The following is a 21,631-nucleotide window of genomic DNA, read 5'->3' as shown; positions in this document are numbered from 1 at the left end:
AAGGTTCGCTAGGGGTGCACAAAGGATCGAATGTACGACGCACAGACGAGCGAGTCCGACCGAACATGACGAACGCCTGGTCGGAGCGGGCCCGACCAGGCGTTGTCACAACGGTCCTTCTGCGTCTCAGTCGTTGGCGACCACGGGGTAGCGGGGCTCGTTCTCGGCCATCTGCCGCAGCGCGTCCTTGCGCTCGCGCTTGGAGAGCCGGTCGATGTACAGGTAGCCGTAGAGGTGGTCGGTCTCGTGCTGCAAACACCGAGCGAAGTAGCCGGTGCCGCGCACCTTGATCGGGTTGCCCTTCTCGTCCTGCCCGGTGACCTCGGCGTAGTCGGGCCGGGCGAGCGGGGCGTAGGCCGTGGGCACCGACAGGCACCCCTCGTTGCTGTCGTCCAGCCGCCGCTTGTCCGCGGGCAGGTCGACCAGCTTCGGGTTGCACACCACACCCACGTGCCGGGCGCCCTCGTCGTCCTGGCAGTCGTAGACGAAGACCTTCAGGTCGACGCCGATCTGGTTGGCGGCGAGCCCGACGCCCTCGGCGGTCCGCTGGCTCGCGAACATGTCCGCGACGAGCTGGTCCAGCTCCGCGCCGAACTCGGTGACGTCCTTGCACTCCTTGTGCAGCACCGGGTTCCCGACGACGGTGATGGGCCGCGAGGTCCCCCGCTCACGCCAGGCGTTCTCGCGCTCCTCGGTCCCCTCGGTGTCGACGACGAATCCCTCGTCATCCACGGGGAGCACGCCCGCGTGCTGCTGATCGGTGTCCTGCTGCGCCATGACCGACGTAAGCCTTCCTAGGTAAAACGGGGGTGATGTTGCTGATACAGGGTACGTGGACGCGCCCCTTCAGGGGTGCGGGGAACTGCGCGACAAGCCCCCACCGGCCCGCACCCGACGAACGGCGCTCAGCAAACCTCTTCCAGATCCCGCCAGTCCCTGGAATCCGGGCTGTCCGCAACCCACCCGTCCAGCAACCCCCTCACCAGCGAAGCCGGCGCAGCCACCCCGCACTCCCGCTCCGGCACCCACAGCTGCCCGTCCGTCCGATGCCCGAGCGGCCCCGGATGCCCCGGCTCACTGTGGTCGTGGGGATCGAGATGCACCCCGTCGCCCTCGTCCGACGGCATCCGCGACTCGGAGCACATCCGGCACAGCAACCGCACCGAGGAGGACCAGTCCTCCGCCGCGAACCCGGCATCCCCCGCCAACTGCTCCAGCGCGTCCCGGTCCGCCTCGGTCGCCGCCTCCAGCAGCACCACCCAGGTCGGCACCGGCGACGGCGCCCACAGCTCGATCTCGTCGAAGACGGGGTACGCGTGCCCGGTCGCCGTGGTCCGCTCGCCGTGCGGCACCCCGTCGTGGAGGACGACCTCGCCCCAGCGCCGCCCGGACGAGGGCAGCGGGATGGACTGCACCTCGATACGGGCGGGGTCCAGCCGCCGCCCCCACACCACCTCGGCCTCCCCCTCCGGGGACAGCCGTACGGCGGCACTGCCCAGGTCCATGCCGTTGGGCTCACCGGACGCCGTGGCGCCTCCCGGCACCCGCAGCCCGTACGCCTGCCAGGCCCGCCGGGCCAGCGGCCAGTCCTGCAGCGCGGTCGCCGCGATGCCCACGTTCCACCAGTCGGGCGCCCCGGTCTCCCGGTCGAGCAGGGCCACCGCGCGCAGGCCGGCCGCCCGCGCCTGCTCCCAGTCGTGCCGGAACTTGTGCAGCAGGGCGAGGTTGAACCAGGACTCCGACAGCCAGGGTTCCAGGTCGGCGGCGCGTGTCAGCAGCTCGCCCGCGTCCTCGTACCGGCCGTCGCCGATCAGCGTGAACGCGCGGTCGGTGGCCTGCCGCCAGGAGGCGGAGGGCCGGTGCCGTCCCTTGCCGAAGATCCTCACGATTCCCGCCTGCCAGTTCCAGTTCCGCACAGTGGGCTGGCTTGTGCCCCCGGACATCACCCTCTCCCTCGCATCCAACCACGTACGACGGGAGCGCCGCTCATTACCCATGGGTTACCCAGCCGCGCGCAAGGTCAGACAGTCTCTGGAGAGCACGCGGGCCAGGGACTCCACAACCTCCGGAGCGTAGTCCCCGGCGGTGGCCAGCCGTAACTCCTCCAGCGCCGTCAGCGGCCCGCCGGGCCCGGAATCCCGGGCCTTCTCCTCGTACGCGTTGACGGCCCGCACGATCCGCGCGGCGACCGGCTGCTCCCGGTAGGGGTCGGCCTGCCGTTCCACGACCACGGCGACCGCCGCGTCCACCCCGGTCTGCCGTACGACGGCGCCGCCGAGCAGGGCTATCCGGCGCTGCTCCGCCGCCGGCAGCCCGGCGGTGGCCCCGGCGGGCACCGGGTCGACGAGGCTGAGCTGGCCGATGTCGTGCATGAGCGCCGCGTACTCCAGGACGGTGAGCTCCGTCCCGGACAGTCCCAGGTCCCGCCCGACGGCCTGGCTCAGCGTGGCGACCCGGCGGGCGTGCCCGGCCGGGGTGTACCCCGCTATCTCGGTGGCGCGGGCGAGGGAGGCGATGGTCTGCCGGTAGGTGGCCCGGACGGCCGCGTACCGGCGCAGGGACAGCTGGGTGAGGAGGAGGGGCAGGCAGAACACGGGCAGCGCCCACAGCCCGACGACGGCGACGGCCAGTGCCATCACGGCCCCGGTGGCGCAGACGGCGGACCCGATGCCGAGCAGCCCGCGCAGCTCGTCCCGCAGCAGCGGCCCGAACGGCCATGCCGTCCGCGAGTGGGCCTGCGCGGCGGCGAGCACGGCGTCGCACAGCGCGGTGAGCACGAGGAGCGCGACGAGCAGCAGGGCGTACGCCGGTCCGTCCCAATGCTCCAACGCGCCCCTGCTGTAGAGGGGTTGGAAGCAGACGGCGGCAAAGCCGACGGTGAGGACGCGGCGGGTGAGGTGGTCGAGGGTGGGCCGCCGCCCGTCGGCTATGTGCGGGACGTTACCGAGCAGCGAGGCGGCGCAGACGACGGTGACGACCTGGAAGGCCCCGTCGTGCGTGGCGGCCCCGGCATCGGCGCCGAGCAGGGCGTAGGCGAGCCCGCCGGCGGCCCCGAGCGGGGCGGCCTCCCGTACCTCGGCGCCGGTCCACCGGGCCCACTCGCCGACGCCGACGAGCACGCCGTAGGCCAGGGCGGTGCCGCGGTCGTCGAGGCCTTCCCAGAGGGTGCCGGCGAGACAGCCGAGGGCGAGGAGCAGGGCGGCGAGGCGGATGCAGCCGAGCGCGGCGGGGCGGCGGGAGCGGAGGGCCGCGGCCGGACCGGCGACACCGCTGCCGCTGCCACCGGCCGCCGGTCCCGGGGCGAACGCCGGGGCCCCGGACGTCACGGGGCACCTCGTCCGGCGCTTTCGCGGTCACCGCTCGGCGGACCGGAGCGGGCCGGGCCGGGCGGGTCCGCCGGATCCGGTGACCGGACGTCGGCGGTGACCGCCGGGTGCCAGCCGTGCCTGGCCAGCGCTCGGGTCAGGGCGTCGACGATCCTCGCGTCGAAGTGCCGCCCCGCGCACCGCCGTAACTCCGCCACGGCGGCCGCCACCGGCCGGGCCCTGCTGTAGGAGCGCGTCGACGTCATCGCGTCGAACGCGTCGGCGACGGCCACCACCCGGGCGGACTCCGGGATCTGGCCGCCCGCCAGTCCGTAGGGGTAGCCGCTGCCGTCGATGCGCTCGTGGTGGTGGAGGATCGCCGCGCGGGCCTCCCCCAGGAAGGAGATCCCGCGCACCATCTCGTGGCCGTACTCGGGGTGCAGTTCGATGATCCGCCGTTCCTCCGGGGTGAGCGGCCCGTCCTTGCGGAGCAGCCGGGTGGGGACGCCCAGCTTCCCCACGTCGTGGAGGATGCCGGCGAAGCGGAGCACCTCCACCCGGTCGTCGTCCATGCCCAGTTCGCGCGCGATCATCACGGAGGCGTGTCCGACCCGCTCGCTGTGCCCGCGGGTGTACCCGTCCTTGATGTCGACGGCCTGGACGAGCGCGCGGATGGTGGCCTGGTGGGCTGCGCGCTCGCGGTGGTACTGGGCGAACACCCACCAGGACACGCACATCGGCAGCAGGACGAGTAGAGCTGCGACGGGACCGTAGGGGCTGCGCCAGAGCACGGCCATCATCAGCCCGGCCAGCCCGTGCACCCCGACCGGGGCGAGCGAGCGGGAGAGCAGGCCGCGCCAGGCCCGGCGCACCGGAACCCTCTCGGCAACGGCGAGGATCCCGCCGTCCAGCACGGCGAGAACGGCGCAGAAGGCCAGCACGGCCGCGGCGCAGGGCAGCAGCGCGTACGGGAAGTCGCAGCCCACCACCGAGTCCCGCCCGCCCAGCGCCCAGTGCACGCGCCCCGCGCTCCAGACCGCGAGCGCCAGCTCGGCGGCCCGCCAGGTCCGGCGCAGCGCCTGCGGCCGTTGCTCGGCGCGGGAGAGCAGCGCACCCGGCAGCGGTACGAGCGCGGCGGCCGGTGGTGGCAGCAGGAAGGCACCGGCGAGCAGCACCGGGTAGAAGGTGCCGCCGAGGCGGCGCCGCACGACGTGCTCGCAGGCCGCGTACAGCGCGGCGAGGAGGGCGACGGCCCACCAGGGCGCACGCAGGTCGGGCAGCGGCAGCAGACAGAGCAGGGCGGCGAGGGCGACGCAGGTCACGTACGCGCGTACCCGTACCGGGACCGCCTCCATCTCGCCCCTCCCCCGACCATGCCTGTCCAGGCTCCGGAGCCTAGGGCGGGAGCCGGAGGGTCCGGGGCTTATGACCGGAGGATTAGCACGTTCGGGTGATGGAACACCGGGGCGGGAACGGCCCGGCGCTGCCTGTCGGCGGCGCCGGCGCGGTCAGCTCTCCGGCGTGACCTGTGCGGGCTGGGCGGCCCGGACAGTCGTGACGTCGTGGTCCGGGACGGCCTGGCCGGACCGGATCAGATCCAGCCGCCCCAGCACCTTGGCCCGCAGGTCGGTGGGTACGTCGTCATGCCCGCAGCACCGCTTGACCAGCTTCTTCACGGCCTCCTCCAGCCCGTACTTCTCCAGGCAGGGGGAGCACTCGTCGAAGTGCTGCTTGAACTTGACGCGATCGACGTCAGGCATCTCACTGTCGAGGAACTCGTACAGATGATCGAGTACCTCACTGCAGTCCGTCTCGTGCGGCTCTCCGCAGCTCATGAGCCCGAGCCTTTCGCTTCGTTCGACTCTCCGGCGCCGGCCGGGACGAGCCCGCGCTCACGCGCGTAGTCCTCCAGCATGCCGCGCAGTTGACGGCGGCCCCGGTGCAGCCGGGACATCACCGTACCGATGGGTGTCCCCATGATGTCCGCGATCTCCTTGTACGCAAAGCCCTCTACGTCGGCGAGGTAGACGGCGATGCGGAATTCCTCGGGGATCGCCTGCAGCGCTTCCTTCACGTCCGAGTCCGGCAGATGGTCGAGCGCCTGCGACTCCGCGGAGCGCAAGCCCGTCGACATGTGCGACTCGGCGCGGGCGAGCTGCCAGTCCTCGATCTCCTCCGCCGCGGAGCGCTGGGGTTCGCGCTGCTTCTTGCGGTACGAGTTGATGAAGGTGTTCGTGAGAATGCGGTACAGCCAGGCCTTGAGGTTGGTGCCCTCACGGAACTGGTGGAAGGACGCGTACGCCTTGGCGTAGGTCTCCTGCACCAGGTCCTCGGCGTCGGCCGGGTTGCGCGTCATGCGCAGCGCGGCCGAATACATCTGGTCGAGGAATTCGAGCGCGTCCCGTTCGAAGCGCGCGGTGCGCTCCGAGGTCGACTCCGCGCTGACGCCCTGGCCCTCGGGCAGCTCCGCCTGGCCGTTGTCGGTCCCTGCGTCGGTACCGGTGACCGGACCCACCTCCTCAAGATCCCGGGCAGGACCAAAACCGATCCCACTCGTCTCGGAGGATAGAACACGACCCGTGCCTGCCGCCGCTCGAATAGGAGCGGTCTTGGCCGCGTGCAGCACCGTCCAGTCCAGGTCAGCGCTGCTGCTTCGGCTCGGGCAGATGGTCGAACCCATGCGGCGGACTTCCTCTCCTTCGGCGTCGGCGCTGGTGTCCCAGCACTTCTGTCCGCCTCAACAGTGGTCCGCCGCGCAACATTCCCGGGCGTCACCCGAGGGACGCGGTCCATGCGACGACCGCGTCCGTGATGATGGTCACTGCCTGTTCCGGCCCGATCTCCGCCTTTTTGGGTACGGCGAACCCGTGATCCCCGTAGGGCACCTCGACGAGTTGGTACTCCCCCTCCGGGAACTCGGCCGGCTTCCCGAACGGGTCGTTCCCGCCCTGCACGACGAGCGTGGGCACCCCGGCCCCGAGCAGTTCCGAGGCCCGCGACTTCTCCGGCTTCCCCGGCGGGTGCAACGGAAAGCTGAGAGCCAGGACGCCGACCGCCCCCAGCTCCGTCGCCGTACGGCAGGCGACCCGGGCCCCGGCGCTGCGCCCGCCGGACACCACCGGCAGCCCCGGCGCGGCGAGCGCGGGCCACACCCCGCGCCAGCCGACGTCGAGCGTCTTCGGCGCGGGCGCGAGCTTCTTCCCGGCGACCCGCCAGGGCTGCTCGACGAGCGCGACGGTCACACCGTGGCCGGGAAGGACCGCGGCGACCGCCTGCAGATCCCGCGCCTCGACGCCCCCGCCCGCCCCATGGCCGACGGCCAGCACCAGCCGTGCCCGCTCCGCCTCGTGCCAGGTGATGCGGGCGTCCCCCGCCTCCGTACCGACGATCTTCGACGTAGTCACGCCAGAAGGCTAGAAGAGCGTGCCCTCCTCGGGCCCCTCCAGCTCCTTCAGCAGCTCCGGGCTGTTGTTGCGGACGTTGCTGACGGCCGTGGAGACCGGGTAGGCCCGCATCAGGCCCTCCGGCGGCGGGGCGAGCAGCGAACGCAGGTCCTCGACGTCCGTCCGGGCCGGGTCGAGCCAGGCGTCCCAGCGGTCCGGGGTCAGCATCAGCGGCATCCGGGGGTGGATGTCGTGCAGCGACCGCGGCCCTTCCGCGGGCGCCACGGCCAGCGGCGAGGTCTCCGCCTCCGTGGTGATCACCGAGCACGTCACCCACCAGGCCAGCGGGTGCTCGTCGGGCAGCGTCCGGTCCCGCCAGAACTCGTACAGCCCGGCCATCGCGAACACCGAGCCGTCGGCGGGGAGCACGAAGTACGGCTGCTTGCGCGGCCGCTTCTTCTTCCCCTCGACCTCCAGGTCCCGCTCCTCCGGGGCGGTGACCCACTCGTAGTAGCCGTCGGCGGGCAGGATGCAGCGGCGGGTGGCGAAGGCGCGGCGGTACGACGGCTTCTCGTGCACGGTCTCGGCCCGCGCGTTGATCATCCGGGCGCCGCCCTCGGGCGTCTTGGCCCAGGAGGGCACGAGCCCCCACTTGAGCTTGCGCAGCTGGCGAACCGGACGGGGGTCCCCTGCGTCTTTCACCGGACGGTCGAGGACGGCGTAGACCTCCTTGGTCGGAGCCACGTTGTAGTCGGGCTCCAGGGTCTCCTCGGGCTCCCACTTCTCTATTTCAAAGATTCCTGCGAGATCCTCGGGCCCACGACTGGATGCATACCGTCCGCACATACGTGCAACACTGCCAGGCCCGCCCGTCGCCCGACCACCACCCCCCAACGACGGCGCTACGCGCCGACACCTTTTGGACTGACCAGAGGGAGTAATCACCGCACCATGGAGAGCACCGCCGCCCTCGCGCTGCCCGACCTCTGGGACCGTCTGACGGGTACCCAGTCCGATCCCGATCTGTGGGTGGTGCTCGCGACCCTGGCCGCCGCGGTCGCGGTGGTGGTCCCGCACAACCTGTGGCGGATATCCCGCAACGCCATCACGATCGCCCACGAGGGCGGCCACGGCCTGACCGCCCTGCTCACCGGCCGCCGGCTGACCGGCATCCGGCTGCACTCCGACACCAGCGGCCTCACCCTCAGCCGGGGCAAGCCGCACGGCATCGGCATGATCCTCACGGCGGCGGCCGGCTACACGGCTCCCCCGCTGCTCGGCCTCGGCGGCGCGGCCCTCCTCGGCGCCGGCCGCATCACCCTTCTGCTCTGGCTCGCCACGGCCCTGCTCGTGGTGATGCTGGTGATGATCCGCAACGCGTACGGCGTCCTGACGGTGTTCCTGACGGGCGGCACCTTCCTGCTGGTGTCCTGGCTGGCCGGACCGCAGGTGCAGGCGGCCTTCGCGTACGCGGTGGTGTGGTTCCTCCTGCTGGGCGGAGTCCGCCCGGCCTTCGAACTCCAGGCGAAGCGCTCCCGGGGCGGCGCGGGCGACTCGGACGCGGACCAGCTGTCGAGGCTGACCCATCTCCCGGCGGGCGTATGGCTGTTCCTCTTCCACACGGTGTCCCTGTGCTCGCTGATCGGCGGGGGGCGCTGGCTGCTGGAGGTATGACGCGCCCCGAAGGGGCAGGCGTCAGGGGGCGCGGGGCTGTATTCGACGTACGGCTCCGCCGCGCGGGCGCGACCAGCCCCCACGGCACCGCACCCGGCCGACCACCCCCAGCCCACCGCCACCGCACCCCGACCCCGGCCGCGCACTAAAGTGACCCCATGGCCGCAAACCCCACCGCACCAACCGCCCTCTGGCCCGCCCCCCACGCGCGCGGAGCCGTCGACGCGACGGTTCACGTGCCCGGGTCCAAGTCGGTCACCAACCGCGCCCTCGTCCTCGCCGCCCTCGCCTCCGAACCCGGCTGGCTGCGCCGCCCCCTCCGTTCCCGCGACACCCTGCTGATGGCCGGCGCCCTGCGCGCGATGGGCGTCGGCATCGACGAGGGCGTGGGCCCCGACGGCTCCGGCGAGGCCTGGCGGGTGCTCCCCGCAGGTTTCCGCGGCCCCGCCACCGTCGACGTCGGCAACGCCGGCACCGTTATGCGGTTCCTCCCGCCCGTCGCCACCCTCGCCGCGGGCGACATCCGCTTCGACGGCGACCCCCGTTCGTACGAACGCCCCCTGCACGGTGTGATCGACGCCCTGCGCGCCCTCGGCGCCCGCATCGACGACGACGGCCGCGGCGCGCTCCCCCTCACCGTCCACGGCAGCGGCGCCCTGGACGGCGGCCCGGTGTCCGTCGACGCCTCGTCCTCCTCCCAGTTCGTGTCGGCCCTCCTCCTGTCCGGCCCGCGCTTCAACCAGGGCGTGGAGGTCCGCCACACCGGCGCGACCCTCCCCTCCCTCCCGCACATCCGCATGACGGTGGACATGCTGCGCGCGGTCGGCGCCCAGGTGGACACCCCCGAGTCGGGCGGCGAGCCGAACGTCTGGCGGGTCACGCCCGGCGCCCTGCTGGGCCGCGACCTGACGGTCGAGCCGGACCTCTCGAACGCCCAGCCCTTCCTCGCCGCGGCCCTGGTGACGGGCGGCAGGGTCGTCGTCCCGGACTGGCCGTCCCGGACGACCCAGCCGGGCGACCGGCTGCGCGAGATCTTCACCGAGATGGGCGGTTCCTGCGAACTGGCCGAGTACGGCCTGGAGTTCACCGGCTCGGGCCGGATCCACGGCATCGACGTCGACCTGGGTGACGTCGGCGAGCTGACCCCCGGCATCGCGGCGGTCGCCGCCCTCGCGGACACCCCCTCCACCCTGCGCGGGGTCGCCCACCTGCGGCTGCACGAGACGGACCGGCTGGCCGCGCTCACCAAGGAGATCAACGAGCTCGGCGGCGACGTCACCGAGACCGCCGACGGCCTGCGCATCCGCCCGCGCCCGCTGCACGGCGGCGTCTTCCACACCTACGACGACCACCGCATGGCGACGGCCGGCGCGATCATCGGCCTCGCCGTGGCCGACGTACAGATCGAGAACGTGGCGACGACGGCGAAGACCCTGCCGGACTTCCCCGACCTGTGGACCGGGATGCTCGGGAGCGACGGGGCGTAGGGGCGTACACCATGCGCCGCTACGGCAAGCACACCGACGAGGACGACATCCGCGCCCGCCCCAACCGCAAGGGCAACCGGCCGCGGACCAGCATCCGCCCCAAGCACGAGGACGCGGCCGAGGGGATGGTCCTCACCGTCGACCGGGGGCGGCTGACCTGTCTGGTCGAGGACCGGACGATCCTGGCGATGAAGGCACGTGAACTGGGCCGCAAGGCGGCGGTGGTCGGTGACCGGGTGGCTCTGGTCGGCGACCTGTCCGGCAAGAAGGACACCCTCGCCCGGATCGTGCGCATCGAGGGCCGCTCGTCCGTGCTCCGGCGCACCGCCGATGACGACGACCCGTTCGAGCGCGTGGTCGTCGCCAACGCCGACCAGCTGGCCATCGTCACCGCCCTGGCCGACCCCGAGCCCCGCCCCCGCCTGATCGACCGCTGCCTGGTGGCGGCCTACGACGGCGGCCTCACCCCCCTGCTGGTCATGACCAAGTCGGACCTGGCCCCGCCGGACAAGCTCCTGGAGCTGTACGGCGACCTGGAGATCCCGTACGTGGTCACGAGCCGCGAGGAGCTGGCGGCGGGGGAAGCCGCCCGCTGGGTCCGGGACCATCTCGACGGCAAGATCACGGCGTTCGTCGGCCACTCGGGCGTCGGCAAGACCACGCTGGTGAACGCCCTGGTCCCGGAGGACCGCCGTCGTACGACCGGTCATGTCAACGCGGTGACCGGCCGCGGCCGCCACACCACGACCTCGGCGCTGGCCCTCCCGCTCTCCGGCGACGAGGGGTGGGTCATCGACACCCCGGGCGTGCGCTCCTTCGGCCTGGCCCACATCGACCCGTCCCGCGTGATCCACGCGTTCCCCGACCTGGAGCCCGGCACCGCGGACTGCCCGCGCGCGTGCAGCCACGACGAGCCGGACTGCGCGCTGGACGAGTGGGTCGCCGAGGGTCACGCGGACCCGGCCCGCCTCTACTCGCTGCGGCGGCTGCTGGCGACCCGGGACCGCAAGGAAGGCGACTGACCGCCGGGGTGTTTGTCTTGACCGGAGTTCGGTAAGTGCATAATCGCACCGAGCTGGACATACGGGAGGACAGCACATGGCGTGGCTGCTGGTGATCGTGGCCGGGATCCTGGAGACCGGCTTCGCCGTGTGCCTCAAGCTCTCCCACGGCTTCACCCGACTATGGCCGACGATAGCCTTCGCGTCCTTCGCCCTGGGCAGCTTCGGCCTCCTGACCCTGTCCCTGAAGAAACTGGACGTGGGCCCGGCCTACGCGGTCTGGACCGGCATCGGCGCGGCAGGCACGGCGATCTACGGCATGGTCTTCCTGGGCGACCTCGTCTCCACCCTGAAGATCATCTCCATCAGCCTGGTGATCGCGGGCGTGATCGGCCTCCAGCTTTCAGGCTCCGCCCACTGAAACGCGCCCCAAAGGGGCGCGGGGACTGCACGACGAGCCCCACCCACCCGCGGCCGAGACACGACCCGCACCACCCCCGGCCTCCCTCACACCGGCTGCCGGTAAAGCGCCCCGCGCACCAACTCCGCCACCCCACCCGCGCCGTCCCCCGGCGGCGCCGAGACACACGACAACGCGAGCCGCACCACCAGCTCGCACGACCGGGCCAGCTCACCGTTCCCCTTGCCGGCCCCCGCCCCGGAAAGCACCGCCACCGCCCGGTCCCGCACGATCTGCACGAAGTCCCCGGGCGAAGGCAACGGCCCGTCCGCCCTCCGCTGCGCCGGCACCGCCGAAGAGGACGGCACCGCGGACAGCGTCGGCGACGGCAACCGCTCGCTCCAGCACCCCGTGAGCATCGCCCGTACCAGCACGTTCTCCCGAGCCGCCACCGCCATCCACTCGGCCGTCGCCGTAAGGCGCTCCCGCCCCTCGGCATGGCTCCCCAACGCCCGTTCCACGCCCGCGAGATACCCGTCGGCCTCCCTGCGCACCAGCGCCCGCGCCAGGCCTTCCTTGCTGCCGAACTCGTTGTACAGCGTCTGCCGGGACACCCCGGCCGCCGCCGCCACGTCGACCATCCGCACGGCAGCCCACGGCCGGCGCGCAAGCGCCGCGTACGCGGCGTCCAGAAGGGATTCCCGGGCAGCAGGCATCATCGCCTCCCTGGGGCGAGCGACTCTGCGCCCAGATTTGACGCGCACGAATCGACTGTCAAGGGTTCGCGAAGGCGCCGGGGGGCGCCCTTCGGCCAACACGCGCGGGCGCGCCACAGGCGCACCGCGGTCCAACAGAGGTCACCGCCCGATCACTTGCCGGTATCGCCCGGCTCCCTTTGTAGCCCCACGCCCACCCCGGCAGATACCGTTCGTCACATGCCGGACTACCTCGATGACCTGCGTCTCGCCCACGTGCTCGCGGACGCGGCCGACGCCGTGACCATGGACCGCTTCAGGGCCCTCGACCTCAAGGTCGAGACCAAGCCGGACATGACTCCGGTGAGCGAGGCGGACAAGGCCGCCGAGGAACTGATCCGCAGCCAGTTGCAGCGCGCCCGCCCGCGGGACGCGATCCTCGGCGAGGAGTACGGCATCGAGGGCACCGGCCCGCGCCGCTGGGTGGTCGACCCGATCGACGGCACCAAGAACTACGTACGCGGCGTCCCGGTCTGGGCGACCCTGATCTCCCTGACGGAGGCGGCCGAGGGCGGCTACCAGCCGGTCGTCGGCCTGGTCTCCGCCCCCGCGCTCGGCCGCCGCTGGTGGGCCGCGAAGGGCCACGGCGCCTTCACCGGCCGCAGCCTGTCCTCGGCGACCCGCCTGCACGTCTCCAAGGTCTCGAGACTGGCCGACGCGTCCTTCGCGTACTCCTCGCTCAGCGGCTGGGAGGAGCGCGGGCAGCTGAACGGCTTCCTTGACCTCACCCGCGAGGTGTGGCGCACGCGCGCGTACGGCGACTTCTGGCCGTACATGATGGTCGCCGAGGGGTCCGTGGACATCTGCGCCGAGCCGGAGCTGTCCCTGTGGGACATGGCGGCCAACGCGATCGTGGTGACGGAGGCCGGCGGCACCTTCACCGGCCTCGACGGCCGTCCGGGCCCGCACAGCGGCAACGCGGCCGCGTCCAACGGCCTGCTCCACGACGAGCTGCTGTCGTACCTCACCCAGCGTTACTGAAACGGCCTTCTGAGGCACAACGGGCACAAACGGACTCACTACTCCCCTCACATATGAGCGCGTGCGCCCTCAATTGGCTGCACACACCCCCTTGTTGACCCGCGCTTTACCTGCCACCCTGAGAGAACCCTCACTTGTGCATTTGTGAATCGCTGAACTATCCCGGCGATTTCCCTAGGAGGTGGCACTTTCATGCTCGTCCGTGACGCCATGAGCACGGTGGTCCTCACCGTCGGCCCCGCCCACACCCTCCGCCAGGCAGCCGCCCTGATGTCCGCGCGCCGCGTGGGCGCGGCGATCGTCCACGACCCGGACGCCGGCGGCATCGGGATCCTCACCGAACGCGACATCCTCAACTCCGTGGGCCTCGGCCAGAACCCCGACACGGAACCCATCCACGCCCACACCACCAACGACGTCGTGTTCGCCACCCCGACCTGGACGCTGGAGGAGGCGGCCCGGGCGATGGCCCACGGCGGCTTCCGCCATCTGATCGTCCTGGACGGCGGCGAACCGGCCGGCATCGTCTCGGTCCGCGACATCATCCGCTGCTGGGCCCCGGCCCGCGCACCGGAACCCGTCTAGAGGCTGTCCGGACACGCCGAACGGGCCGGGGAGGGCCTGGACCGCGGCCTCCAGCCGCTTGCCGAAGCCTCCGTCGGCCTGACGGAATCGTCCTGCCGCTTTGCCGGTCTCGAGCCCATCCCATATTGGACTTAGTCCAAGTCGAGCAGAATTCCAAAGTCACACCTGTTCGGAAAAGGGGGGCCCTGCTGTTAGGCTGAATGCCATGAGTGACCTTCTGGAACGGCTGCGTGGACGCGGATGGCGGATGACCGCGCAGCGACGCGTCGTAGCCGAGGTACTCGACGGCGAGCACGTCCATCTGACGGCCGACGAGGTGCACGCCAGAGCGGTGGCCAAGCTCCCCGAGATCTCCCGGGCGACCGTCTACAACACGCTGGGTGAGCTGGTCTCGCTCGGCGAGGTCCTCGAGGTCTCGACGGACAAGCGCGCCAAGCGGTACGACCCGAACGCGCACCGGCCGCACCACCACCTGGTCTGCGCCCACTGCGGCTCGATCCGCGACGTCCACCCGACCGGCAACCCGATGGCCGATCTCCCCGCCTCGGAGCGGTTCGGCTTCACGGTCTCCGACGTCGAGGTGACCTACCGCGGCCTGTGCCCGGACTGCGCAGCGGCCGTCTGACGAACGAACGTTCCCGAAGGCCCCGGTGCTCGTGACGAGCGCCGGGGCCTTCGCCGTGCTCCGGCTCGATGAGCGCCGGTCCGGGAAAACACCGAGGGCCGGAGTCCGTTTCCGGACTCCGGCCCTCGGCCTTCAGTAGCGGGGACAGGATTTGAACCTGCGACCTCTGGGTTATGAGCCCAGCGAGCTACCGAGCTGCTCCACCCCGCGTCGGTGAATGCAACACTACGTGAGGGATGCGGGCGGAGGCAAATCAATACCGGTCAGCCCTCCTGACCTGCGGGAACGCCCGGCCTAGGCCGAGAGCTCCTCCCGCAGGGCGTCCCGGAGCCGCCCCGCCCGCTCGGTCACCTCCGCCGGACCCAGCGCCACCGCCCGGTCGGCCCACCGCTGCCCGACCGCGAGCTCGCCACGACGCGCGTAGACCAGGGCGAGGCGCAACGCCGCCCGTCCGTGCCCCGCGTCGGCGGCCCGCTCCCACCACACGGCCGCCTCCGGCTCGCTGCCTTCCCTGGCCAGCAGCAGCCCGAGGTTGAATGCGCCGTTGCGCGACCCGGCCTCGGCCGCCGTCCGGTACCAGCGCGCCGCCTCCACCACGTCCCCGCGCGCGGCGGCCAGCATCCCGACCCGCACCTGGGCCCGCCGGTGCCCCTGCGTGGCGGCCCGCTCGTACCACTCCTCGCACTCGGTCTTCACGTTCAGGGACGACTCGCCGAGCTCGTGCTCGGACACCGCCGGCCGGCGCGCGTCGAGGACGGCGGCGAGCCGGTAGGCGGCCTCGGCGCTGCCGCCGCCCGCCGCGCACCGCAGGTGGCGCTCGGCGGCGGCCTCGTCGCCCTCGCGGAGCCGGGCGATGCCGACCTGCAGGGCGGCCTCGGTGTGCCCGGCGGCGGCCGCCTGCTCGTAGCAGCGCAGCGCGACCCGGTCCTCGCCGCGCCCGGTGTAGAGGATCCCGAGGTTGAACGCGGCGTCCACGCTGCCCGCCTCGGCGGCCTTCGAGAACCACGGTTCGGCGCCGCTCGTGTCGCCGACCTGGAGCAGCAGGACGGCGAGCGCGTTCGCGGCCTCGCGGTGCCCGGCGTACGCGGCCCGCCGGTACCACTGTTCGGCCTGCGCGGTCCGCCCCTGCTCGGCGCAGAGCAGCCCGAGGTTGTACGCCCCGTTGTCGTCGCCGGCGTCCATCGCCGCCCGGTACCAGCGCTCGGCGGTCTGCGTCTCGCCGCGCTCTGCGTGCAGTGCGCCGAGCGCGTTCGCCGCGTTGCCGTCGCCGTCCTGCGCGGCCCGCAGCCACCACACGGCGGCGCTCTCGGTGTCTCCGGCGTCGCGCAGCAGGAAGCCGAGCGCGCAGGCGGCCCGGGCCTCGCCGTCCTTGGCGGAGGTCAGGTACCAGCGCCCGGCCTCCTTGAGCTCGCCGCGCTTCTCCAGGATCGCGCCGAGGTGCAGCGCGGCCCGCCGGTGGCCGCGGGCGGCGGCCTGCCGGTACCACTGCTCGGCCTCGTCGGCCTCGGCGCCCTCCGCGGGCCCGGTCTCCGTGTCGACACCGTTGTCGGACCCGGCCCCGTCCTCGCGCACGGCCGCCCGGCGGTCGAGCGCGCGTGCCAGCCGGTACGCCGCCTCCCGGTGCCCCCGCTCGGCGGCGGCCCGCATCCACTGTCCGGCGTCCGTGTCCCCCCGGTGCTCCAGCAGGTCGGCCAGCGCGTAGGCGCCGAGCGCGTGGCCCTGTTCGGCGGACTGGCGCAGCCAGTACTCGGCGGCGGGTTCGTCGCCGCGTTCGCGGTGGTGGCGGCCCAGCGCGTGGGCGGCGGCCGCGGATCCGGCGACGGCGGCGATCCGCCACCAGCCGGCGGCCTCCTCGGGGTAGCCCCGCTGGTGCAGCAGGACACCGAGGTTGTTGGCGGCGGCCCGGTCACCGGCCGCGGTGGCAGCGCGCAGCCGCGGCTCGGCCCCGTCGAGGTCGCCACGGCGCAGCAGCATGGCGCCGAGCACACTCATCGACTCGACGTCACCGGCCTCGGCCTGGAGCCGGTGACGTGCCTCCTCAGCGGCCTCGGCGGCCTCGTCGCGGGTCGGCTCCTCGCCCGAAGGCTGCACAAATCGCCCTGTCTCGAACAGAGTTGCCTTGTCCCCCATAACGTTCATCGTCGCACCACCTGCAACCTGGGTACACCACGTATACCGCAGACCGTGAGGTCACTTCAGCGTTTTGTCGACATGCCCACAGAACGACAAGTCAAACACATCTCGCTCAACTCCCCACAGCGGCACGGCGACCCCATCCACCGGTACATGCGTTCGCCGCCCGTCCGGACACCGGGAACCGTTCGGCCGGACACCACGAGCGGCCCGGCTGTCGGTCCACGCGCACGCGCGAAGGCCCGGATCCCAAGAGGATCCGGGCCTTCGACTTCAGTAGCGGGGACAGGATTTGAACCTGCGACCTCTGGGTTATGAGCCCAGCGAGCTACCGAGCTGCTCCACCCCGCGCCGTTGTGGTGAAACCGTATCACGGCGCGGGCCGGGCTTGATCACCAGCTCGGGGTCAGCCGCTCGGGCTGGAGCTCCCGCTGGGACTCGGACTGCTGCTGGGGCTTGCACTCGCTCCCGTGCCCGGACTCGGGCTGCTGCTCGCCGTCGCACCGCCACCGGTCCTGTCGGCCTTCGACTGGGCCTCCTCGGCCCGCTTCAGCGCGTCCTGCAGCTCGTCCTGCGCCTTGCCGTACGCCGTCCAGTCGCCCTTCTTCAGGGCCTCCTGGCCCGCCTCGAAGGCCTTCTGGGCGTCGTCCAGCGCCGCTTGCACCGTGGGGTTGCCGGACGACGTCGGTGGCGAGGTCGTCCCGGTGTCCGAGGACCCCGTATCGGAACCGTTCGCACCGAACACCTTGTTGAGCGCCTCGTCGAGGGTGTTCTCGAAGACGGTCTTGCCCTCGTAGGTGACCAACACCTTGCGCAGCAGTGGGTACTTGACCCCGGCACCGCGGACGTAGACCGGCTCCGCATACAGCAGGCCCCCGTCCAGTGGCACGGTCAGCAGATTGCCGTACTCGACCTCGGAGTCGCCGCCCTTGAGGAGTTTGATGGCGGCCGCGATCTCCTGTTCGGAGTTGAACTTGCTCTGGACCTGTTTGGGTCCGTCGACGGTCGTACTGGTCGGCAGTTTCAGGATCCTGATCTTGCCGTAGTCCGTCGAACCGGCCTCGGAGTCGACCGACATGAACGCGCTGAGGTTGTCACGGCCGTTGGGCGTGAACGTCGTCGACAGCGAGAACGTCTGCGCGCTCTGGTCCGGCATCTTCATGCTCAGGTAGTACGGCGGCACCGCGTCGCCCGACTTGTTGGTCGGGTCGTCGGGCACCTGCCACACCTCGCTGCCGGTCAGGAACGTCTGGGCGTCCGTCACGTGGTAGCGGGTGAGCAGTTCGCGCTGCACCTTGAACAGGTCCTGCGGGTACCGGAGATGGGCCATCAGGTCCTGCGAGATGGCGCTCCTGGGCTGCACCGTGCCCGGGAAGGCCTTCATCCAGGTCTTCAGCACCGGGTCCTCGGTGTCCCACTGGTAGAGCTTGACCTCGCCGGTGTACGCGTCGACGGTCGCCTTCACCGAGTTGCGGATGTAGTTGACCTGGTTCTGCTGGGCCACCACCGCGCGCGAGTTGTTGGTCGCGGTCAGCGAGTCGGCGGTGGTGTCGCCGAGGGTCGTCCGGGAGGCGTAGGGATAGCCGTTCGACGTCGTGTAGGCGTCGACGATCCACTGGATACGGCCGTCCACGACCGCCGGGTACGCGTCGCCGTCGATGGTCAGCCAGGGGGCGACCGCCTCGACCCGCTCCTTGGGCGTGCGGTTGTACAGGATCCGCGAGCCCTTGCCGATCGCGCCCGAGTACAGGATCTGCGGCTCGTTGAACGCCACCGCGTACGCGGCGCGGTTGATCGGGCTGGAGAGGCTGACCCCGCTCTTGCCCGCGTAGCTGGTGAGCTTCTCACCGTTGTCGTCGGAGTAGTCGATCTCCTTCTGGGGACCGCCGACGATCGAGTACGTGTTGGTCTTCTCGCCGTAGTAGATGCGCTGCTGGTACGTGCCCAGGTCGCCCGTGGACGGCAGGTCGGACTCGGTGAAGACGGGCTGGCCCTGGTCGTCGGCCTCGGTGCCCTTGGCGGCGACCACGCCGTAGCCGTGGGTGTAGCGGAAGTGGTCGTTGATCCAGTTGTTCTTGGGGATGCCGGCCAGGTTCAGCTCGCGCAGGCCGATGACGGTGTCCTGGACCTTGCCGTCCTTGGTGTAGCGGTCCACGTCCAGGTTGGTCGGGAACGCGTAGTAGTTCCGCATCTGCTGGAGCTGCTGGAACGTGGGCGAGACGATGTTCGGGTCCATGATCCGGATGCTCGCCGTGGCGTCGACGTCGTCCCGGAGCTTGGCCTTGTCCGTGGTCGTGCTCGTGCCCTTGTACTCCGTCACCTTGGTGTCGTCGATGCCGTACGCCTCGCGGGTCGCCTTGAGGTTCTTCTGGACGTACGGGGCTTCCTTGGCCTGCTCGTTGGGCTGGACCTGGAACTTCTGGACGATCGCCGGGTAGAGGCCGCCGATGAGGATCGCGGAGAGGACCATCAGGCCGAAGCCGATGACGGGCAGCTGCCAGGTGCGCCGCCACAGGGTGGCGAAGAAGAGCAGCGCGCAGATGACGGCGATGCAGAACAGGATGGTCTTGGCGGGCAGGTAGGCGTTCGCGTCGACATATCTGAGACCGGTCCAGTTGCCGGTGGCCTTGAAGTCGCTGGACTTGACCGCCAGTCCGTAGCGGTCGAGCCAGTAGGCGACCGCCTTGAGGGCGACGAAGAAGCCGAGCAGCACCGACAGATGGCCGGTCGCGGCACCGGTGGCGCGCGCGCCGGGGCTGGTGACGCGCAGCCCGCCGTACAGATAGTGGGTGAGCGCGGCGGCGATCAGGGAGAGGATCGCGGTGGCGAAGCCGAAGCCCAGCAGGAAGCGGTACCAGGGCAGGTCGAAGGCGTAGAAGGAGACGTCGAGGTGGAACTGCGGGTCCTTCTGGTGGAAGGGCACGCCGTTGACCCACATCAGCCAGGTGCGCCACTGGCCGGCCGCGGACGCACCGGCGATCAGCCCGACCAGCGCGGTGACCGCGAGCAGCAGCCACCTCTTGTACGGCGCGATGCCCATCCGGTAGCGGTCGAGGCTCTGCTGCTCCATGGACATGGCGCTCAGCGGGGGGCGCAGCCGGTGCGCCAGCCAGATGTTGAAGCCCACCGCGGCCGCCATCAGCAGACCGAAGACGGCGAACAGCCCGATCTTGGTCCACAGGGTGGTGGTGAACACCGAGGAGTAGTGCACCGACCGGTACCAGAGCCAGTCCGTCCAGAAGCCCGCGAACATGGTGAAGGCCATGCCGAGCACGGCAAGGACGCCCAGTGTCAGGAGCAGGGTCCGGACCCGCCGGGACGGACGTCCGGTCGCTCTGATCCGTGGCCCCGTCGGGCCTCCGCCGCGGTCCGGCATCTGGAATGCCAAGGTGCGCACCTCGAAGTTCGCTGTTTGATCCGCTGTTGATCCGCTGTTGTTGCGTCAGGCCCTCTTGTTCGCCGGCCGGACGTGTCCCCCCGTGATCGCGGGGCCACACCTATGCAACTTACTCACGGCTTACTCGGTTCCCGATTCCGGCCATGAACGAGGCAGGATTGTGACCATGTCCAACACTCCCATGGCAGCGAACCCGCTCACCCGGGCCGTGCTCGAGATCGACGAGTACGCCTCCGGCCTCGGCTGGGACCAGCCCGCTCGCCTCTTCGCCCTCGTCGACACCGCGCGGCTGCGCGCCCAGGAACCGGCTCTCGCCGCCCAGCTCGGTCTGGAGGACGAGCCCGCGACCACCGGTCTCACCCCGATCGAGCAGGACGAAGTGCCAACGGACAAGGCGCTGGACGAGTTCCTGGGCACCATCGCCTGGCCGGACGCGGTGGCCGGCTGCGCGCTCACGGTGGAGCGGCTGATGCTGCCGCCGTCCGCCGAGTCCCAGGTCCCCGAGGGGCTGAGCGACGCCAGGCTGGCCACGTGGGTGGCGAGCCACCCCGAGCGCCAGGAGGTCCGGATGACGGTCGCCGTGCTGCGCGACGGCAGCCGCGACTCGGCGGTGCGGCTGCGCGAGAAGGATTCCCCGACGGAGGTACTCACCGGCCCCGACCTGGTCCCGGGCCTGGCGGACGCGCTGAAGGCGACGTTCGAGGACTGAGGCCGCCGCCGGACGGCAGCCGGGGGCGCCCCTCGTCAGGAAGGGCGCCCCCGGCTGCGTGTACGCCCTCTCAGCCCTTGGCGGTGCACTTCGGCAGGGCGCCGGTGTCCCCGCTGCGGATGTCCTTGAGGGCGCCGAGGGCGTCGTCGATGGTCTTCACCTTGACGAGGGTGAGCCCGCTCGGGGTGTCCTTGGCGGCCTCGGCGCAGTTGTCGGCCGGGGTCAGGAAGTACTGGGCGCCCTTGCTGCGCGCGCCGATGGTCTTCATCGAGATGCCGCCGATCGGGCCGACCGTGCCGTCGTCGTCGATCGTGCCGGTACCGGCGACGAACTTGCCGCCGGTGAGGCTGCCCGGGGTGAGCTTGTCGTAGATCCCGAGCGAGAACATCAGGCCCGCGCTCGGTCCGCCGACATCGGCGAGCTTGATGTCGATGGAGAACGGGAACGTGTGATCGGTCCCGGCGGAGATCCCGACGATGGCGCGCTTCTCGCCGCTGTCGTCGGAGGTGGTCGTGGTGACGGTGACCTTCTCGGTCTTGGTGGCCGTCTTGTTCGCCTTCTCGGCGGCGGCCTGCTCCTTGGCCGGCACGACGGTGAAGACCACGTCCTGGCCGGGCTTGTGCTTGGTCACCAGCGTGGCGACATCGGCCGGCTGCTTGACCGCCGTGCCGTCGACGGCCTTGATCACGTCACCGGCGTGCAGCTTGCCCTCGGCCGGCGAGCCCTTGAGGACCGTGGCGACGATCACCCAGGACTTCACCGGCACGTCCAGCTCCTTCAGCGCGGCGACCTTGGCGCTCTCCTGGGACTGGCTGAACTCCTCGGCGTTCTCCTGGGTGGACTGCTGCTCCGTCTTGCCGTCCGGGTAGAGCGTGTCGTGCGGCACGACCTTGTTGTCGTGCGAGAGCCACCCGTAGACGGCCTCGACGAGGTTCATCTTGTAGTCGGCGCTGGTGACCCTCACCGTGGTCATGTTCAGATGCCCGGAGGTCGCGTAGGTCTTGTGACCGGAGATCTGCAGCACCGGCTCGCCGTCGTGGTCCCCGAGCGTGTTCACCGTCGGGCCGGGAGACATCTCCGAGTACGGCACGTTGATGAGCACTCCGGCGCACAGGAGCGCGATCAGCATCAGAGTGGAGGCGAGCATCGTCGCGGTGCGGCGTGGCATGCCAAGACAGTACGGGACGGGTCTGTCA

20 protein-coding genes and 2 tRNA genes are annotated in these 21,631 nt (G+C 71.3%); 8 read left to right on the top strand and 14 right to left on the bottom strand.

Annotated features, from left to right (window positions below; genetic code table 11):
• Window positions 1-126 precede the first annotated feature (126 nt).
• From def to ACZ4UV_RS18555, 8 genes are all read right to left on the bottom strand, one after another.
• The gene (gene def / locus ACZ4UV_RS18590; protein WP_093499178.1) at window positions 127-777 is read right to left on the bottom strand and encodes a peptide deformylase; all 651 of its coding nucleotides are present in this window, start codon (window positions 775-777) and stop codon (window positions 127-129) included.
• A 128-nt stretch (window positions 778-905) separates the two neighbouring features.
• Window positions 906-1,886 carry a hypothetical protein gene (locus tag ACZ4UV_RS18585; RefSeq protein ID WP_351489718.1) on the bottom strand — a complete coding sequence of 327 codons (981 nt, stop codon included), beginning with the start codon at window positions 1,884-1,886 and terminating at the stop codon, window positions 906-908.
• A gap of 114 nt (window positions 1,887-2,000) precedes the next feature.
• Window positions 2,001-3,212, bottom strand: coding sequence for an HD-GYP domain-containing protein (locus tag ACZ4UV_RS18580; protein WP_451018700.1), 1,212 nt, complete (start codon window positions 3,210-3,212; stop codon window positions 2,001-2,003).
• Window positions 3,213-3,322: 110 nt separating this feature from the next.
• A complete protein-coding gene (locus ACZ4UV_RS18575) occupies window positions 3,323-4,660 on the bottom strand; it encodes an HD-GYP domain-containing protein (protein WP_451018692.1) in 1,338 nt (445 codons plus the stop codon).
• 153 nt (window positions 4,661-4,813) lie between these two features.
• On the bottom strand, window positions 4,814-5,140 hold the full coding sequence (gene rsrA, locus ACZ4UV_RS18570) for a mycothiol system anti-sigma-R factor (RefSeq protein WP_390048808.1): 327 nt from the start codon (window positions 5,138-5,140) through the stop codon (window positions 4,814-4,816).
• Entirely contained in the window at window positions 5,137-5,820 is a 684-nt protein-coding gene (gene sigR, locus ACZ4UV_RS18565; protein ID WP_189267612.1) for an RNA polymerase sigma factor SigR, read from the bottom strand. The genes rsrA and sigR overlap by 4 nt, the downstream gene beginning before the upstream one ends.
• 256 nt (window positions 5,821-6,076) lie before the next feature.
• Window positions 6,077-6,709 (bottom strand): alpha/beta hydrolase family protein, encoded by a 633-nt coding sequence (locus ACZ4UV_RS18560; protein WP_451018691.1) that lies wholly within the window; start codon window positions 6,707-6,709, stop codon window positions 6,077-6,079.
• 9 nt (window positions 6,710-6,718) lie between these two features.
• Window positions 6,719-7,534 carry an SOS response-associated peptidase gene (locus tag ACZ4UV_RS18555; protein WP_390048806.1) on the bottom strand — a complete coding sequence of 272 codons (816 nt, stop codon included), beginning with the start codon at window positions 7,532-7,534 and terminating at the stop codon, window positions 6,719-6,721.
• A 105-nt stretch (window positions 7,535-7,639) separates the two neighbouring features.
• Here ACZ4UV_RS18555 and ACZ4UV_RS18550 point away from each other — a divergent pair, with 105 nt between their 5' ends.
• From ACZ4UV_RS18550 to ACZ4UV_RS18535, 4 genes are all read left to right on the top strand, one after another.
• Window positions 7,640-8,362, top strand: coding sequence for a M50 family metallopeptidase (locus ACZ4UV_RS18550; RefSeq protein ID WP_390048804.1), 723 nt, complete (start codon window positions 7,640-7,642; stop codon window positions 8,360-8,362).
• Window positions 8,363-8,520: 158 nt separating this feature from the next.
• Window positions 8,521-9,849, top strand: coding sequence for a 3-phosphoshikimate 1-carboxyvinyltransferase (gene aroA / locus ACZ4UV_RS18545; protein WP_467839001.1), 1,329 nt, complete (start codon window positions 8,521-8,523; stop codon window positions 9,847-9,849).
• 11 nt (window positions 9,850-9,860) lie between these two features.
• Window positions 9,861-10,871 (top strand): ribosome small subunit-dependent GTPase A, encoded by a 1,011-nt coding sequence (gene rsgA, locus ACZ4UV_RS18540; protein ID WP_467838998.1) that lies wholly within the window; start codon window positions 9,861-9,863, stop codon window positions 10,869-10,871.
• Window positions 10,872-10,947: 76 nt separating this feature from the next.
• Window positions 10,948-11,271 (top strand): DMT family transporter, encoded by a 324-nt coding sequence (locus ACZ4UV_RS18535; protein WP_093499187.1) that lies wholly within the window; start codon window positions 10,948-10,950, stop codon window positions 11,269-11,271.
• Between the two features lie 86 nt (window positions 11,272-11,357).
• On the opposite strand, the gene ACZ4UV_RS18530 is transcribed toward ACZ4UV_RS18535, so the two are convergent.
• Window positions 11,358-11,966: a TetR/AcrR family transcriptional regulator gene (locus ACZ4UV_RS18530; protein ID WP_467839409.1), complete on the bottom strand. Its 609-nt coding sequence runs from the start codon at window positions 11,964-11,966 to the stop codon at window positions 11,358-11,360.
• 219 nt (window positions 11,967-12,185) lie between these two features.
• On the opposite strand from ACZ4UV_RS18530, the gene hisN reads away from it, so the two are divergent.
• From hisN to ACZ4UV_RS18515, 3 genes are all read left to right on the top strand, one after another.
• Window positions 12,186-12,986: a histidinol-phosphatase gene (gene hisN / locus ACZ4UV_RS18525; protein ID WP_390048798.1), complete on the top strand. Its 801-nt coding sequence runs from the start codon at window positions 12,186-12,188 to the stop codon at window positions 12,984-12,986.
• Between the two features lie 192 nt (window positions 12,987-13,178).
• Window positions 13,179-13,571, top strand: coding sequence for a CBS domain-containing protein (locus tag ACZ4UV_RS18520; RefSeq protein WP_294008774.1), 393 nt, complete (start codon window positions 13,179-13,181; stop codon window positions 13,569-13,571).
• Window positions 13,572-13,776: 205 nt separating this feature from the next.
• Complete coding sequence (locus tag ACZ4UV_RS18515) at window positions 13,777-14,196, top strand: Fur family transcriptional regulator (RefSeq protein ID WP_351489614.1); 420 nt, start codon at window positions 13,777-13,779, stop codon at window positions 14,194-14,196.
• A gap of 136 nt (window positions 14,197-14,332) precedes the next feature.
• Here the strand turns inward: ACZ4UV_RS18515 and ACZ4UV_RS18510 are convergent.
• The 4 genes from ACZ4UV_RS18510 to ACZ4UV_RS18495 all read right to left on the bottom strand — a co-directional run bounded on the left by ACZ4UV_RS18510 (window position 14,333) and on the right by ACZ4UV_RS18495 (window position 19,705).
• A tRNA-Met gene (locus tag ACZ4UV_RS18510) sits at window positions 14,333-14,406 on the bottom strand.
• An 84-nt stretch (window positions 14,407-14,490) separates the two neighbouring features.
• Window positions 14,491-16,335: a tetratricopeptide repeat protein gene (locus ACZ4UV_RS18505; RefSeq protein ID WP_467838992.1), complete on the bottom strand. Its 1,845-nt coding sequence runs from the start codon at window positions 16,333-16,335 to the stop codon at window positions 14,491-14,493.
• A gap of 271 nt (window positions 16,336-16,606) precedes the next feature.
• Window positions 16,607-16,680 (bottom strand) — tRNA-Met (locus ACZ4UV_RS18500).
• 55 nt (window positions 16,681-16,735) lie between these two features.
• Window positions 16,736-19,705: a UPF0182 family membrane protein gene (locus ACZ4UV_RS18495; RefSeq protein WP_451020951.1), complete on the bottom strand. Its 2,970-nt coding sequence runs from the start codon at window positions 19,703-19,705 to the stop codon at window positions 16,736-16,738.
• A 187-nt stretch (window positions 19,706-19,892) separates the two neighbouring features.
• Between ACZ4UV_RS18495 and ACZ4UV_RS18490 the strand changes: the two genes are divergently transcribed.
• Window positions 19,893-20,435, top strand: coding sequence for a PPA1309 family protein (locus ACZ4UV_RS18490; protein ID WP_390048793.1), 543 nt, complete (start codon window positions 19,893-19,895; stop codon window positions 20,433-20,435).
• Between the two features lie 70 nt (window positions 20,436-20,505).
• Here ACZ4UV_RS18490 and ACZ4UV_RS18485 read toward each other — a convergent pair whose 3' ends face one another.
• Window positions 20,506-21,603: a YlbL family protein gene (locus tag ACZ4UV_RS18485; RefSeq protein WP_390048791.1), complete on the bottom strand. Its 1,098-nt coding sequence runs from the start codon at window positions 21,601-21,603 to the stop codon at window positions 20,506-20,508.
• Window positions 21,604-21,631 lie beyond the last annotated feature (28 nt).

It is taken from the genome of Streptomyces sp. NPDC028289, from assembly GCF_055565975.1.
Note: the sequence above shows the minus strand (reverse complement) of the source record. Positions and strands in the feature narration are given on the sequence as shown.